The sequence below is a fragment of the Actinomadura gamaensis genome, from assembly GCF_042652125.1.
Classification (GTDB): domain Bacteria; phylum Actinomycetota; class Actinomycetes; order Streptosporangiales; family Streptosporangiaceae; genus Spirillospora; species Spirillospora gamaensis.
Genome location: NZ_JBHSIT010000013.1, coordinates 120,470 through 134,388, shown reverse-complemented (window position 1 = coordinate 134,388; position 13,919 = coordinate 120,470). Strand labels below are relative to the sequence as shown.

Genomic DNA, 13,919 nt, shown 5'->3' with positions numbered 1-13,919 from the left:
GGGGCGGCCTCTTCGCTTGTCCTTGCAGGTGAGGCGATCGAGCGCCCGGACGGCTCCCAGGTGGGGCGGTCGACGGCGAGGTGGACGCGGGTTGCTATCAAGGAGTGGTGACAGGTGATTCGTCTGGTCAGCGCAAGTCGCCTCCGGGAACCCGCTGGTGGGCCCCCTGGGCGAACCGTCGCCGTCCCCCGGCGTCCGCCGCGGACACGGCCGGGGGCGCGCCGAGCGACCTGCTGCTCTCGGGGATCCGCGAGTACCAGGGGCAGACCGCCGCGCTCGTCCGCCCGATCATGTCCGAGCTCGCCTTCGAGCAGAAGCCCCAGAACCTGTTCATCACGTGCGTCGACTCGCGCGTGGTGCCGCACACGATCACCGCTTCCGGCCCCGGCGACCTGTTCATCAACCGGAACGTCGGCAACATGGTGCCGCGGCACGGCTCCGCGCCGCCGGACGACTCGGTCGCCGCGACCGTCGAGTACGCCGTGGAGGTCCTCGGCATCCGGGCGATCACCGTCTGCGGCCACTCCAACTGCGGCGGGATGGCGGCCCTGCTGGGCGGCGGCCGGGAGGTCGACCACCTGACCTCCCTCACCGGCTGGCTCGAACACGGCAAGGCCAGCCTCGACCGGCTGTTCGGGTCCCCGGCCGTCCCCGGCCAGGCGCCGCTGACCCGGCTCTGCCAGCTCAACGTCGTCCAGCAGCTGGAGAACCTGGAGAGCTATCCCTGGCTGCGCGCCATGGTCGAGTCGGGCGAGGTCGAGCTCGTCGGCCTCTACCTCGACCTGGAGACCGCCGACGTGCTCGTCCTGGACCGCGCGACCGGCGTGTTCGGCCCGGTGCACGACACCTGGACGGACGTGTAGCCGGGCCCTGGGCCGCCCCCGGGCGAAGGGGCGGCCCCGGCCCCCCGACGGTCAGCGACCCACCAGCTCCTCATCGCCGCCGCGGGCGTCCAGATCCTCGCCGCCCCGGATGTACATCCCCGTCACCATGCGGGCCCGCCGCGCGCTCCGGCTCGCCGCCGGGCCGAACAGCGCGTCCCGCCGGCTCGCCCTGGCGAACTCCACCAGGTAGAGCAGCGCCACCACGATCATGAAAAGCGCGACCACCGCCGCCAGCACGATGATCATCAGCGCCCCTCTCCGCGGACCCCGGCCACCGGGCCCCGCCGCCACGCCGATCTCCCAACCAGATCAGGCTGCGTACTTCGGACGCTAAAGGCCCGCTCCGACCTGCTCTGTGTCGCATGACCCGATCTTCATGAGTCACGGAACCCACGCCGGACGGCCCTTCCCAACCCGCCCCGGCCCGTCCTACGGTCGGCTCGTCCCGCGTCCCCGAAACCGCGGAGGTCCCTCCCCGTGACCAGCCTCTACGACCACGCCGGCGGCGACGACGCCCTGCACCGCCTGGAGGAGATCTTCTACACCAAGGCGCTGGCGGACCCCGTCCTGCGCCCGCTGTTCCCCGAGCGCCGCCCCGACCACGTCCGCCACCTGACCTGGTTCACCGCCGAGAGCTTCGGCGGCCCCGACCGCTTCACCCGCGAACTCGGCTTCGACTACCTCATCAACGTCCACCGCGGCCTGCGCATCACCGACGCCCAACGCCGGCGCTTCGCCGACCTCTACCTGGAGTCCCTGGACGAAGCGGGCCTCCCGAAAGACGAACCGTTCCGCCGCGCCTTCCAGGAACACATCGACTTCGGCACCCGGGTGGCCCAGCAGAACTCCCACGCCGAAACCGACGCCGACCTCCACCCCCTGCGAGAGGTCCCCCACTGGACCTGGGACGGCGACTGACCACCCACCCGCCTCAGCAGGCAGGGGTGGACGAAGAGGAGTGGGGCGGACGAGTCGGCCTGTAAGCCGGGTTTTGTGCCGCCCCAAAGGGGCGGTGACGGCCATCCATCTCGGGTCGTCGTTGCCGACGGCCTCCAGCGGTCTACCCGCAGGCATCGGGCGGGCCGCCCTCGAACGCCTGCGCGGGAAGCGTCGCTTCCCTTCTTGACCTTGCTCCGGGTGGGGTTTACCTGGCCGCCCACGTCACCGTGGGCGCCGGTGAGCTCTTACCTCACCGTTTCACCCTTACCACCTCGCGGTGGCGGTCTGCTTTCTGTGGCACTTTCCCGCGGGTCGCCCCGGGTCGGTGTTACCGACCACCCTGCCCTGTGGAGCCCGGACTTTCCTCGGCGGGGCATAGCCCCGACGCGGCCGTCCGGCCGGCTCGTCCGCCGTGCGTCAAGGGTACCGGTTACGGGAGGCGGGTCAGTGCGTCCGCTATGCGGGGGGACGGGTCGGGTTCGGCCAGGGTGCCGTGGAGGTGGGATTCGTAGGCGGCGAGGTCCAGGTGGCCGTGGCCGCAGACCGAGGTGAGGATGACCAAGGGGGTGGTGGCGGCCTTGGCCTCGGCGATGACGGCGGCGAGGGCGTGGGCCGGTTCGGGAGCCGGGATGATGCCTTCGGTGCGAGCGAAAAGGGTGGCCGCTTCGAAGGTTTCGCGTTGCGGGATCGCTTTCGCTTCGATCAGGGAGAGGTTGTAGATGTGCGAGAGGAGCGGGGACATCCCGTGGTAGCGGAGGCCGCCCGCGTGGATCGGGTCGGGGATGAAATCGTGGCCTAGCGTGTGCATTTTCAAGAGGGGCGTGAAGCCTGCGGTGTCGCCGTAGTCGTAGGCGTAGGTGCCTTTGGTGAGGGACGGGCAGGCTGCCGGTTCTGCGGCCAGGAAGCGGGTTTCCCGGCTGTCGCGGAGGAACGGGAAGGCCAGGCCCGCGAAGTTGGAGCCACCGCCTGTGCAGGCGATGACCAGATCGGGGGTTTCGTTGATGGACGCCAGTTGTTCGCGGGCCTCTTCGCCTATGACGGTCTGGTGCAGGAGGACGTGGTTGAGGACGCTTCCCAGCGCGTAGCGGGTGTCGGACGGCGTGGCCGACTCGACCGCTTCGCTGATCGCGATGCCCAGGGAGCCCGGGTTGGACGGGTCGTCCGAGAGGATCTTCGCGCCCGTGGACGTTTCCGGGGAAGGGCTCGCGTGCACTTTCGCGCCGAAGAGTTCCATCATCGTTCGGCGGTAGGGTTTCTGGTCGTAGGACGATCTGACCATCCATACGTCGCAGGCCAGGTCGAACTGCGCGCAGGCGAAGGCCAGGGCGCTTCCCCATTGGCCCGCGCCCGTTTCGGTGGTCAGGCGGCGGACGCCGGCCCGGGCGTTGTAATACGCCTGCGGGACGGCCGTGTTCGGTTTGTGCGAGCCGACCGGGGAGACGCCTTCGTATTTGACGTAGATGCGGGCCGGAGTTCCGAGAGCTTTCTCCAGGCGGTGGGCCCGGATGAGCGGAGTCGGACGCCACAGGCGGTAGATGTCCCGGACGGGTTCGGGGATTTCCATATAGCGCTCGGACGACGTTTCCTGCGCTATCAGGTCGGGCGGGAAGAGCGGGGTCAGGTCGTCCGGGCCCAGCGGGGCGCGAGTGCCGGGATGCAGGGGCGGCGGGGGCGGTTCTGGCAGATCGGGGACGATGTTGTACCAGCGCCGAGGGAGGCGCGACTCGTCCAGCGTGATCCGGGTCTGCGGCATGGGCGGCCTCCGGTGTCGTCACGTTCCCTCCACGCAACGTAACCACGGCCCGCCGGGGCCACAAGCCCCTCAGGCGTCCAGGTGGTGGATGTCGTTGAAGGTGCGCAGGGTCGCCGGGCCGTCGTCGTACCAGTCGATGCGGGACAGGGACGCGGTGTCCAGGTGCATCCGGTAGAGGGACGGCAGGGGCGCGCCCAGGGCGTCGGCCACCAGGAGCTTGATCGGCGTCACGTGCGAGACGACCAGGACGCGCCGGTGCCGGTGGCGGACCTTCAGCTTGTCCAGGGCCGTCCGGACGCGGCGGGCGACGGCCTCGAAGCTCTCGCCGCCGGGCGGGGCGACGGACGGGTCGGCCAGCCAGGCGGACAGGGCGTCCGGGTCGCGCTCGGACGCCTCGCGGAAGGTCAGGCCCTCCCAGGCGCCGAAGTCGGTCTCGCGGAAGCCGTCCTCGACCCGGACGTCGAGGCCGGTGACCTCGGCGACCTCGGCGGCGGTCGTCCGGCAGCGGGCCAGCGGCGAGGTCACGATCGCCTCGACGTCCTTCACCGCGCGGGCGGCCGCGCGGGCCTGGGCGAGGCCGCGCTCGGTCAGCGGGACGTCGCTCGTCCCGGCGAACCGCTTCTCGATCGACAGCGGCGTCTCGCCGTGGCGGAGCAGCAGCGTCGTCGTCGGCGACGCGGTCGCGGACGACCACGCCGGCGCTACCGCAGCGGGCGCGGGCTCCTCGTCGCGCGGGCGCCACTCCTCGCCGCGGGCGGCGGCGTCCATCGCCTCGTTCGCGAGGCGGTCGGCGTGCGCGTTCCGCTCGCGCGGGATCCACGTGTAGGTCACCGAGCCGAGGCCGGAGGCGATCTCGCGGGCGCGCTCGGCCAGCGGGCGCATGTCCGGATGCTTGATCTTCCAGCGGCCGGACATCTGCTCGACGACCAGCTTGGAGTCCATCCGCGCCTCCACCCGCGCGGACGGGTCGAGCGCGGCGGCGGCGGTCAGCCCGGCGATGAGGCCGCGGTACTCGGCGACGTTGTTGGTCGCCAGCCCGATCGCCTCGGCGATCTCGGCCAGCACCTCGCCGGTCACGGCGTCCTTGACCAGCGCGCCGTAGCCGGCGGGCCCGGGGTTGCCCCGCGACCCGCCGTCCGCCTCGACGACGAGCCTGCGTCCCGCCGTCACCGGCCCGCCCTCGCCCGCCCGCAAGCGAAACTGTGCGCGGGCTTCTGCATGCGCGCGGAAGCCCGCGGGCGCGAGATGGGGGACGGTTTCGGCGTCACGCGAGGCCTTCCGTTCGTTACAGGCCGGACTCGGCGGTGCGGACGAGGATGCGGCGGCACTCCTCGCAGCGGAGCACGTCGTCGTCGGCGGCGGCGCGGATGCGGTTCAGGTCGACGGTGTTCAGCGCGAGGTGGCAGCCCTGGCAGGCGCCCCGGTACAGGACGGCCGCGCCGACGCCGCCGAACTGGTCGCGGAGCTTCTCGTAGAGGGCGAGCAGGTCGTCCGGGACGTCCTTGGCGACGCCCGTGCGGGCGGTGCCGGTGAGCCCGGCCTCCTCGTCGATCTTGGCCTGCTCGGCGTCCCGGCGCTCGGTGAGGGCGGCCAGCTCGTCCACCGCGCGGTCGCGCTCGGCGCGCAGGTCGTTGACGCGCGCCTCGGCCTCCTCCCGGCGCTCCATGATCTCCAGGACGACCTCCTCCAGGTCGGACTGGCGGCGGCCGAGGGACTCGATCTCGGCCTGGAGGGACGCCAGGTCCTTCGCCGAGGTGACCATGCCCGAGTCGAGGCGCTTGCGGTCGCGGTCGGCGCGGGTGCGGACCTGGTCGACGTCCTGCTCGGCCTTCTTCTGCTCGCGGTCCAGGTCGCCGAGCGCGGTCTCGGCCGCCACGATCTGGTCGCGCAGCTCGGCCCGGCGGGCCTCCAGCCGCTCGATCTCGGCGAGCTCCGGCAGCGTGCGGCGCCGGTGCGCCAGGCGGTCGAGCGAGCTGTCCAGCTCCTGCAGGTCGATCAGGCGCTGCTGGGCTTGCGGTGCGGCTTTCACTTCACTCCTTCATTGGAGGCGCCATGCAGACGCCATGCGTCGGTGACCGCCGCGGACACCCGCGTCTCGACGTCGAGCCGGGCCGCCAGCGCCGCGGCGGCGTCCGCCAGCCACGGGTGCTCGGTGGCCCAGTGCGCCGCGTCCAGCAGCGCCGGGCCGCCGGCCTCGACGAACTCCGACGCGGGATGGTGCCGCAGGTCGGCGGTGAGGTACACGTCCACGCCCGCGGCGCGGACGTCGGACAGCAGCGAGTCGCCCGCTCCGCCGCACACCGCGACGGCGCGGACGGGACGGTCCGGGTCGCCGGCGGCGCGGACGCCCCAGGCCGTGGCGGGGAGCCCGGCGGCGACCCGCGCGGTGAACTCCGCCAGGGTGAGGGCGGACGGCAGCTCGCCGATCCGGCCGAGGCCGCGGCGCGGGTCGTCCGGCGCCGGGACGATCGGGCGCAGCCCGCCGGTGACGCCGACGGCGCGGGCGAGCGCGTCCGAGACCCCCGGGACGGCGACGTCGGCGTTGGTGTGCGCGGTGAACAGCGCGACGTCGTTCTTGATCAGGCGGTGCACGAGGCGGCCCTTCGGCGTGCTCGCCGGGACGCCGTGCACGCCGCGCAGCAGCAGCGGATGGTGGGTGAGGACAAGGTCGGCGCCCCACTCCAGCGCCTCGTCCACGACGGCGGCCACCGGGTCGACCGCGAGCAGCACGCGGCGGACGTCCTGGCCGGGGTCGCCGCAGACGAGCCCGACCGCGTCCCACGACTCGGCCCACGCGGGCGGGTACAGGTCGTCCAGGACGGCGGTGACTTGGGAGAGACGCACGCCCCGCAGGCTACCGCCCCGGAGCCCCCGAGCCGAGCCAGCGACGCCCGCGGTCTCCGCGGACGGCTCCGGAGGCCCGCGGGGGCGGGTGGCGGGGCCGCCGGCGGGGGGTGGGGAGCGGCTATCGTGTGGACGACCCGGCCCAGCCGTGTCCGGACGGTAGTCGCGCGGTCACGGTGGGCAGGTTCCGGAGGGCGGGAGGCACACCGGCTCCCTTCCCGGCGGGCGGTCGCCTCCAGCGGCCGGACGGCGGGATCATTTCAGAAGCTCGTCGCGTTGGAGTTGAGTGTGAAGTCACCGTTCCGTCGCCGTAAGCGCGTCAAGGGCCGTCCGATGGGCACGGCCAAGCCGTCCGCCGAGCCCGAGGTCGTCGAGTGGCCGCGGGAGGGCACCGGACGGACGTCCATGATGGGCGCCATCCGCGGCGACGGCGAGACCGGCGCGGGCATGGGCGGCGGCCTGTTCGAGGATCTGGCCTCCGCGTTCGAGGGCTCCAAGAAGGTCAAGCAGGAGGAGCAGGAGCGGCAGCGCACGCTGAAGCACGACGACATGCTCCAGGCCGGCGACTCCGGCCGGGACGACCTGGAGTCGGGCCGCATCCGCATCCGCCGCACGGGCCCGGCCGCGCAGGAGTAGCCCTTCCCCGGCGCCTCGATGGAACCGGACATCGGGCGCTTGATCGAACAAACATTCGAAAATGGGGTATTCTGGGCAGGTGAGCAGCTTCGTCCCGCCCGGCTGGCCGCCGCAGGTGCACCCGCCGGGGACCGACCGGTTCGAGGAGACCGCGCTCGCCTGGCTGCTGGAGCTCGTCCCGCCCGAGTACCGGCGCTACGGCGTCCTGCGCCGCTACCCCGTCGCGCTCGCCCGGATGGCGCGGCACCACGTCACCGCCGCCGTCGAGGCCGCCCGCGAGGGCTTCCGCTCCGCGCGCGTCGAACTCTCCGGCGCCGTCCCGCCGCACGGCATCGAGGCCGTTCTCGACACCTACCGGCGCGAGGGCGTCCGGCTCGTCCAGCTCGTCCACGCGGTGGATCTGGTCGAGCAGGCCCTCCGCGAGCGCCACGCCACCCTCGCGCCCAAGTAGGCGCCTCGGACAGAGCGCCTCGGACAGAGCGCCTCGGACAGAGCGCCTCGGACAGAGCCGGGCCGAGCCAGCAGGCGCCTCGGAGAGCGAGCAGGCGCCTCAGAGCTAGGTCGTCGCGGTCAGGAAGCGGGGCGGGCGCGGCGCGTGCGGGATCAGGCGGGCCGTGACCTCGGCGCGGACGGCCGGCACGGCGTTCACCGGCACGAGCGCCACCGCGCAGCGTCCGAGCGCCCGGCCGCCCAGGGCCCCGGCCGAACGCGCGGCCGACAGAGCCAGATCCAGGATCGGACGGCCCGGAACGTGCGCCTCGGTGAGCAGCGGGCCGAGACCCGCCGGGAACCCCGCGCGCAGCGCCGAGACGGCGCGCTCGACCACGTCCGCGCCCGGATCGGACGGCACGCGGGACGGAGCGGACGCCTCCTCCGCCACGCCGGTGTCGATGACCAGCAGCCGCAGCCCGGCGGCGGCCAGGTCGAACGGGACCTGTTCCGGGCCGTCCTCGGTGATCAGCAGGGCGTGGCGCGGACGCGAGTGCAGCGCGGCGAGGTATTCGGGCCCCGACGCGCACGCGGCGGACGCGATCGGCGGCCCGTGCAGGTCGCCGAGCGCCATCGCCGCCGCGCAGACCGTCTCCGCGCCGCAGAGCAGGCCGGTCTCGGCGGGCAGCTCGCGGTTGACGACCATCCGCGCGGCCGGCGGCGGGTCGGCGTGCGCGCGCAGCGCCTCGACCGCGTCCAACGCCCAGTCCGGGACCTCGTCGAGCGAGGTGCACCGGTCGGTGAGCCGGTTCATCGAGTAGAGGTCCACGCCGCCGTCCGGATGCGGTCCGGCCGCGACGATCGCCCCCCACGCCAGCGCGACCGCGAGCGCCGGGTACCGCCCGGACGCCGCGCCATACCCCGCGGACGCCCCGTCGTGCTCTCCGGGAACCGCGCCATGGTCATCTCCCGGGACCGCGTCGTGCTTCGCGGGCGCTGGACGCAGCGGGAGCGGCGGCCCGCCGAGGAGGGCGAGGCCGCCGGGCGCGCGGCGGAGCGTGGCGGGCGGGACGCCGAAGATCCGCTCGTAGAAGTGAGCGGTGATCCGGATGTCCGGGTCGTCGGCGAGTCCCACCGGGCCGTCCTTCAGGGTTTCGGTCAACCTTCGTCCTTACGGGCCAGCACCCGGTACGCGTTGCCGGGGCCGGGGATCAGGGGCAGCACCAGCCGGTCGGCCAGCGCGGCCGCGACGAGCAGGGGCGGCAGCGCGGCCTGCGCCAGGGCGCGGCGCAGCCGGGCGAGGAGGGTCGGCGGCCCCGGCGCCCACGGCCGGAACGGGTCGGGCCCGAACGTGTTCAGCGCCACGAACACCGCCGCCGTCGCGTCGTAGCGCTGGTGCGCCTCGCGCCGCTGGACGGCCCGGACCCGCATCCCGCGCGCGCTGAGCGCCCGGACCAGGTTGTCCAGGGTGGGGACGTGCAGATGCTGCGGCTGGAGCCAGGGCAGCCAGAACCGGCCCAGCAGGCGGCCGAGCCGCCACTCCGGGTCGGGCTGCTCGATCAGCAGGTGGCCGCCGGCGGGCAGCGCCTTGACGGCGGCGTCCAGCTCGGCGAGCGGGTCCGCGGCGTGCTCCAGGTAGTGGTTCATGCTGATCACGTCGTACTCGCCGGTCAGGCCGTCCGGCAGGTCGCGGAACGGGACGCGGTGGGCGCGCCGCAGCCAGCCCCGCCGGACGGCCTCCTCGACGCCCTCGCCCGTGTCCAGGCCGTCGAACGCGGTACCGCGGAAGACGGACGCGGCGACGCGGCAGAAGTGGCCTTGCCCGGTCCCGACGTCCAGCCAGGCGCGCGGGGTGCCGACGTGCTCGGCGGCGAACCGCGCGCGGGCGCGCAGGATGCCGCCCTGCGCGGCGAACAGGCGCTCCATGGTCTCGCCGCCGAGGCCGTCGTAGCAGTCGCGGTAGTAGAACGCGAGGCCCTCGTCGTCCAGGCGCGGGTTCTGGAAGACGTGCCCGCAGTCGCGGCAGCGCTCCAGGGTGAACCGTCCCGGCTTGCCCTGGAGCATGTCACCCGCCCGGACGTGGACGACCAGCGACTCCGAGCCGCACCACGGGCAGCTCTCCCGGCGGGGCCCGAGGAACCGCTCGACGCCCCGGCCGATCTCGGCGCGGTAGTACGCGCGCGCGGCGTCCCGGCGGTCGACGCGCTCGCGTTCCCACGCGCAGGGCGGGTCGGTCAGCGTCCGCCACCAGCCGTACGGCTCCCGGACGAGCCGGAACAGCACCGCCGAGTGCAGGTCGTGCGGGGTGAGCGCCGTCCCGCCGAAGACCAGGTAGGGGACGGCGCAGTAGGTCGCGACCGCGATCAGGCCCCACAGCGGGTCGAGGGCCAGCGCGGCGAGGACCGACAGGTAGCCGAGGACGGCCGCGGCGATCGTCCACCCCACCGGCACGCCCAGCCCGGCCAGCCAGGCCCGGCGGCCCCGGCCGAGCGGCCCGCGCGGGCTCGTGGACGGCACGACGACCAGGTCGGCCGCGGTGGTGCACTGGCGCAGCCGCGCCGTCGCCGCGCCGAACGCGCCCGGATCGAGCGCGCCGCGGCCGTGCCCGGCGCGGTCCAGCAGCTCCCCGGCGGCGACGATGGCGAACCCGGCGCCGCGTCCGACCGCGAGCGGATCGGTCCGGTACTCCGGCGGGTTGAGGGTGCGGGCGAGGTCGAGGGCGCGCTCGGCGGGCAGGTCGGCGGGCACCAGGTCGAGGATGCCCAGCCCGTTCTCCCGCGCGTGCCCGACCACGGCCCGCCGGACCGGCCCGGACAGCATGACCCGCTCCCCCACGACGAACTCGTAACCGACGTCCCCGCCGAGGCCGCTCAGGCTCTCCGCGCCACCTGCCCCGCCGACTCCGCCCGGACCGTCGGTCTCCCCGATGCCGTCCGGGCCGTTCTGGACGTCCGAACCGCCTCGATCACCGAAACCGTCTCGCTCGCCGAAACCGTCTCGCTCGCTGAAACCGTCTCGCTCACCGAGAGCGTCTCGATCACCGAGAGCGTCCGAGTCGTCGAGACCGCCCAGGCGGATGACGCCGTCCGGCCTGCCGAAACTCGGCGGACGGCTGAGGTCGCCCGGGCCGCCGAGGGCGCGTGCGGTGGTGAGGCCGCCTGGACGGGCCGGGTCGCGGGCGGCGCCGAGGTCGGGCGGAGTGGCGACAGCGGCGGAGGCGGAGGCGGCGGCGCTCAGGGCGGACGGCACCACGGCCGGGTTGCCGCCGGGCCGCGGGGTCGGCAGCGGGGCGAGGGTGAGGAGCCGGTGCCGCAGAACCAGGGCGCGTCCCGCCAGGCCGGTCGAGAGGAGCGCGGGGTACAGCGCGGGAAGCCAGTTCACGCGAGTTTCTCCAGCAGGTCGGCCGCGCGGGCGGCGCCTCCGGCGGCGGCGAAGGACTCGCGGACGCGCGCGGCGGCCTCGCGGTGCGCGGGGTCGGTGAGGACACCGGTCAGCGCGCCGGCCAGTTCCTCCGGCCGGAGGCGGGAGAACCGGACGACGCGTCCCGCGCCCGCGGCCTCGACCTGGCGCGCGATGATCGGCTGGTCGTCCCGGATCGGGGCGACGACGAGCGGGACGCCGTGCGCGAGCGCCTCGCAGACGGTGTTGTGGCCGCCGTGCGTGACGACCGCCGACAGCCGCGGCATCAGCGCGAGCTGCGGCACGTGGTCGCGGACGAGCACGTTGTCCGGAATGGTGAGGTCGGCGCACCCGGTCGTGCAGGACGGCATGACGAACACCGCCTGGACGTCCATGCCGGCGATCACCTCGGCGGCGATGCGGAAGAACCGCGCCCCGGCGGACCCGTGGATCGTTCCCAGCGACACCAGCACCGCCGGGCGGGCGTCCTCGCCGGGCGGGTCGAGCCAGTCGGAGGGGAAGTCGGCGCGTTCGGGCCGTCCGCCGAGCGCGGGGCCGACGAACGCGATGTGGTCGGGGAAGAACGTGACGTCCCCGACGAGCGCGCCGGTGGAGAACACCAGCGTCAGGTGGTCGGAGAAGCGCAGGTCGATGAGGTCCTCGATGTCGTAGCGGCTCTGGAACTCGCCGATCTGGTCGCGGACCCACTCCTCCACGAGCGGCATCCCGGCGAGCGGCCGGGTGAACTCGGCGGACGTGGTCGCGGACGTCGCCCACGGCAGCCCCTGGAGCCGCGCGGCGACCGGCGCGGCGAGGACCTGCTGGTCGGACACCACCACGTCCGGGCGGAACCGCTCGATCGCGCGCTGGACGCCCGGCATCATCGCGTGCCCCAGCGGGACGATGAACTCCTCCCAGAGGAACTTCAGCGCCGCGGGGCCGCGCAGCGAGAGCCAGCCCCGGCCCGCGGCCTCCATCTCGGTGGCGAACCCGGCGTCCTCGGCGGGGTAGACGCGCGCTCCGGACGGCAGCAGCCGCGCCAGGCCGTCCCGGTGCCCGACCCACGCGACCCGGTGGCCGCGCGCGGTCAGCTCGGCGGCGACCGCGACGGTCGGGTTGACGTGGCCGGTCAGCGGCGGCACGGCGAACAGGAACCGGCGCCGTTCGGTTCCGGCGGTTCCGGTGGTCCCGGCGGTCCCGGCCGTACCGGCGGTCCCGGCGGACCGGTCGGGCGGCACCGCGCCGCCGAGCAGCGGCGGGACGGCGACCCGGCGGCCACGGGCGTTTCTGGGGCTCATCGCGCACCTCCGGCGCAGGTCAGCTCGCGCGCCCCCGTGCGCGGGCCGGGATCGGTGGCCGCCTCCCGGGAGGCGGCTTCGAGGGCTTGGGCGTGGCGGGACAGCCAGGGCAGCAGGACGGCGAGCAGGTCATCGGTGCCGTCGCTGAGGACGGTGTGGGCGTGGCCGGGCAGGACGTGCAGCTCGCAGTCCGGGACGTGCGCCCGGAGCAGCCGTCCGGCGTCGCGGAGGTCGGAGTGCTCGCCGTAGACGGCCAGGACCGGACGGCGCAGCGCGGCGAGGTCGGCGGGGCGGACGGGCTCGGCGGCGGACACGTCCGCCAGCAGCGTGGTGCCGTTGATCAGCCGCTCCGCGACCGCGCACTGGCGGGCCCGCCGCCGCCAGCCGAGCGCGCCGAACCGCGCGGCGAGGTCCTCGTACTCCAGCGCCAGCGCGGACTTGTTCAGCGTGTTGAGCAGCGCCTCGGTCCACGCGAACCCGCTTTCGGCGGGCCCGTAGCACTCGATCAGCGCCAGGCCGGCGACCCGCTCCGGGCGGGCGAGCGCCGCGTTCAGCGCCACGACCCCGCCGAAGCTGTTGGCCACCAGGTGCACCGGGCGGGTGACGTCCAGCGCGTCCAGGACCGCGAACAGGTCGGCGACCGCCTCGGACGTCCCGTACCCGGCCGGGGTTCGCTCCGACAGCCCGTGCCCGCGCTGGTCGTACAGGACGGCCCGGGACCCGGCCGCCGCGACCGGACCGGCCAGCCGGTAGTAGAAGCTGGACAGGTTGTCCAGCGCGAGCCCATGCACGAAGACCACCGCCGGGGCGTCCGCGCGCGACGCGGATCCGGCGGGGTCCAGGGTCTGGACGTGGAACCGCACGCCGCGTGCGGTGATCTCAGGCATGTGCTTCCTCCAGGAACGCGCCGAGCAGCGGCGTGAGCCGCGCCCGCGCGGTGATGTGCAGGTCGTGCCCGCCGGTCAGCACGTGCCGCCGCGCCGCGGGCAGGGCCCGTCCGACCAGGTCGCCGGCGGCCCGGAACGGCGACTCGGACCCGACGACGGCGAGCACCGGGAGCCCGGCGAGCTCGGCCAGCTCCGCCGCCGTGACCGGCGGCTCGGCCGCCAGGTCCGCCCGCAGCGACGTCCGCCGCAGCAGTTCGGCCACGGCCTCTCGCCGGGCCTCCGGAACCGCATGGCGGTAAATGTCCGCCTCCACATGACCGCGGGCGTCCGGAATCCCGCGGCTCGGAGCGCCCGCACCCGCGTGGCGGTGGACGTCCGGGACCTCGTGGCCCGGGGCACCCGCCTCCGCGTGATGGCGGGCGTCCGGGAGCCCGTGGCTCGGGGCGTTCGGGTGGCGGTCGGTGGCGGTGTTCGCGAAGGGCGGGTCGACCAGGGCGAGGGCGGTCGCCCGGCCCGGATGGGCGCGGGCGAAGCGGACCGCGACGGTCGCGCCGTAGCTGTGCCCGGCGATCGCGAACGGGGGCAGGTCGGCGGTGAGGGCGGCCAGGTCGTCCGCCATCGTCGCGGTGTCGTAGCCGGTCGGGGTGCGCTCGGTGAGGCCGTGCCCGCGCCAGTCCGGCAGCCGGACGCGGCGGGTGCGGGCGAGCGCGGGCGCGACGGTGAAGAACCAGGACGCGGCCGAGCCGGTGAACAGCCCGTGCAGCATCACCACCGGCGCCCGGCCCGTGTCCCGCCCGAGGTCCACCACGTGGAACCGGACGCCGCGGGCGCGGACGTAGGCCACTGCCGT

General features: G+C 74.6%; 14 protein-coding genes and 1 other RNA gene. 4 read left to right on the top strand and 11 right to left on the bottom strand.

The genetic code is table 11. The features are described from left to right. Window positions 1–107 precede the first annotated feature (107 nt). Window positions 108–863, top strand: a complete 756-nt coding sequence (locus ACFPCY_RS35855; RefSeq protein ID WP_378262917.1) for a carbonic anhydrase — start codon at window positions 108–110, stop codon at window positions 861–863. A 51-nt stretch (window positions 864–914) separates the two neighbouring features. Here the strand turns inward: ACFPCY_RS35855 and ACFPCY_RS35850 are convergent, their stop codons facing one another. Beyond that, window positions 915–1,130: a hypothetical protein gene (locus ACFPCY_RS35850; protein ID WP_378262915.1), complete on the bottom strand. Its 216-nt coding sequence runs from the start codon at window positions 1,128–1,130 to the stop codon at window positions 915–917. A 231-nt stretch (window positions 1,131–1,361) separates the two neighbouring features. On the opposite strand from ACFPCY_RS35850, the gene ACFPCY_RS35845 reads away from it, so the two are divergent. Further along, complete coding sequence (locus tag ACFPCY_RS35845; protein WP_378262913.1) at window positions 1,362–1,802, top strand: group II truncated hemoglobin; 441 nt, start codon at window positions 1,362–1,364, stop codon at window positions 1,800–1,802. 46 nt (window positions 1,803–1,848) lie between these two features. On the opposite strand, the gene rnpB is transcribed toward ACFPCY_RS35845, so the two are convergent. The 5 genes from rnpB to ACFPCY_RS35820 all read right to left on the bottom strand — a co-directional run bounded on the left by rnpB (window position 1,849) and on the right by ACFPCY_RS35820 (window position 6,420). Continuing rightward, an RNA gene (rnpB, locus tag ACFPCY_RS35840) (RNase P RNA component class A) lies at window positions 1,849–2,229 on the bottom strand. A 24-nt stretch (window positions 2,230–2,253) separates the two neighbouring features. Continuing rightward, on the bottom strand, window positions 2,254–3,576 hold the full coding sequence (locus ACFPCY_RS35835; RefSeq protein ID WP_378262911.1) for a TrpB-like pyridoxal phosphate-dependent enzyme: 1,323 nt from the start codon (window positions 3,574–3,576) through the stop codon (window positions 2,254–2,256). Between the two features lie 69 nt (window positions 3,577–3,645). Continuing rightward, window positions 3,646–4,746: a bifunctional RNase H/acid phosphatase gene (locus ACFPCY_RS35830; protein WP_378262909.1), complete on the bottom strand. Its 1,101-nt coding sequence runs from the start codon at window positions 4,744–4,746 to the stop codon at window positions 3,646–3,648. A gap of 115 nt (window positions 4,747–4,861) precedes the next feature. Then, window positions 4,862–5,605: a zinc ribbon domain-containing protein gene (locus ACFPCY_RS35825; RefSeq protein ID WP_378262907.1), complete on the bottom strand. Its 744-nt coding sequence runs from the start codon at window positions 5,603–5,605 to the stop codon at window positions 4,862–4,864. Then, window positions 5,602–6,420, bottom strand: a complete 819-nt coding sequence (locus tag ACFPCY_RS35820) for a Nif3-like dinuclear metal center hexameric protein (protein WP_378262905.1) — start codon at window positions 6,418–6,420, stop codon at window positions 5,602–5,604. The genes ACFPCY_RS35825 and ACFPCY_RS35820 overlap by 4 nt, the downstream gene beginning before the upstream one ends. Before the next feature lie 288 nt (window positions 6,421–6,708). Here ACFPCY_RS35820 and ACFPCY_RS35815 point away from each other — a divergent pair, with 288 nt between their 5' ends. Together ACFPCY_RS35815 and ACFPCY_RS35810 are read left to right on the top strand one after the other, a co-directional pair. Continuing rightward, window positions 6,709–7,056 (top strand): DUF6191 domain-containing protein, encoded by a 348-nt coding sequence (locus ACFPCY_RS35815; protein ID WP_378262903.1) that lies wholly within the window; start codon window positions 6,709–6,711, stop codon window positions 7,054–7,056. Between the two features lie 79 nt (window positions 7,057–7,135). After that, entirely contained in the window at window positions 7,136–7,507 is a 372-nt protein-coding gene (locus ACFPCY_RS35810) for a hypothetical protein (protein WP_378262901.1), read from the top strand. 105 nt (window positions 7,508–7,612) lie between these two features. Here the strand turns inward: ACFPCY_RS35810 and ACFPCY_RS35805 are convergent, their stop codons facing one another. The 5 genes from ACFPCY_RS35805 to ACFPCY_RS35785 are packed head-to-tail and all read right to left on the bottom strand — an operon-like array spanning window position 7,613 to window position 13,913. After that, window positions 7,613–8,647, bottom strand: a complete 1,035-nt coding sequence (locus tag ACFPCY_RS35805) for a hypothetical protein (protein WP_378262899.1) — start codon at window positions 8,645–8,647, stop codon at window positions 7,613–7,615. Beyond that, the gene (locus tag ACFPCY_RS35800) at window positions 8,644–10,866 is read right to left on the bottom strand and encodes a class I SAM-dependent methyltransferase (protein WP_378262897.1); all 2,223 of its coding nucleotides are present in this window, start codon (window positions 10,864–10,866) and stop codon (window positions 8,644–8,646) included. Before ACFPCY_RS35800 ends, ACFPCY_RS35805 begins: the two co-directional genes overlap by 4 nt. Beyond that, window positions 10,863–12,182 (bottom strand): glycosyltransferase, encoded by a 1,320-nt coding sequence (locus tag ACFPCY_RS35795; RefSeq protein WP_378262895.1) that lies wholly within the window; start codon window positions 12,180–12,182, stop codon window positions 10,863–10,865. The genes ACFPCY_RS35800 and ACFPCY_RS35795 overlap by 4 nt, the downstream gene beginning before the upstream one ends. Continuing rightward, window positions 12,179–13,069 carry an alpha/beta fold hydrolase gene (locus tag ACFPCY_RS35790; RefSeq protein ID WP_378262893.1) on the bottom strand — a complete coding sequence of 297 codons (891 nt, stop codon included), beginning with the start codon at window positions 13,067–13,069 and terminating at the stop codon, window positions 12,179–12,181. The genes ACFPCY_RS35795 and ACFPCY_RS35790 overlap by 4 nt, the downstream gene beginning before the upstream one ends. After that, window positions 13,062–13,913, bottom strand: coding sequence for an alpha/beta fold hydrolase (locus ACFPCY_RS35785; protein WP_378262891.1), 852 nt, complete (start codon window positions 13,911–13,913; stop codon window positions 13,062–13,064). The genes ACFPCY_RS35790 and ACFPCY_RS35785 overlap by 8 nt, the downstream gene beginning before the upstream one ends. Between the last annotated feature and the right edge of the window lie 6 nt (window positions 13,914–13,919).

What these genes read in the sequence shown, in the direction of transcription:
- ACFPCY_RS35790 (WP_378262893.1), bottom strand. Translation starts at nt 13,069, where the DNA reads ATGCCTGAGATCACCGCACGCGGCGTGCGGTTCCACGTCCAGACCCTG.
- ACFPCY_RS35795 (WP_378262895.1), bottom strand. Translation starts at nt 12,182, where the DNA reads ATGAGCCCCAGAAACGCCCGTGGCCGCCGGGTCGCCGTCCCGCCGCTG.
- ACFPCY_RS35850 (WP_378262915.1), bottom strand. Translation starts at nt 1,130, where the DNA reads ATGATCATCGTGCTGGCGGCGGTGGTCGCGCTTTTCATGATCGTGGTG.
- ACFPCY_RS35835 (WP_378262911.1), bottom strand. Translation starts at nt 3,576, where the DNA reads ATGCCGCAGACCCGGATCACGCTGGACGAGTCGCGCCTCCCTCGGCGC.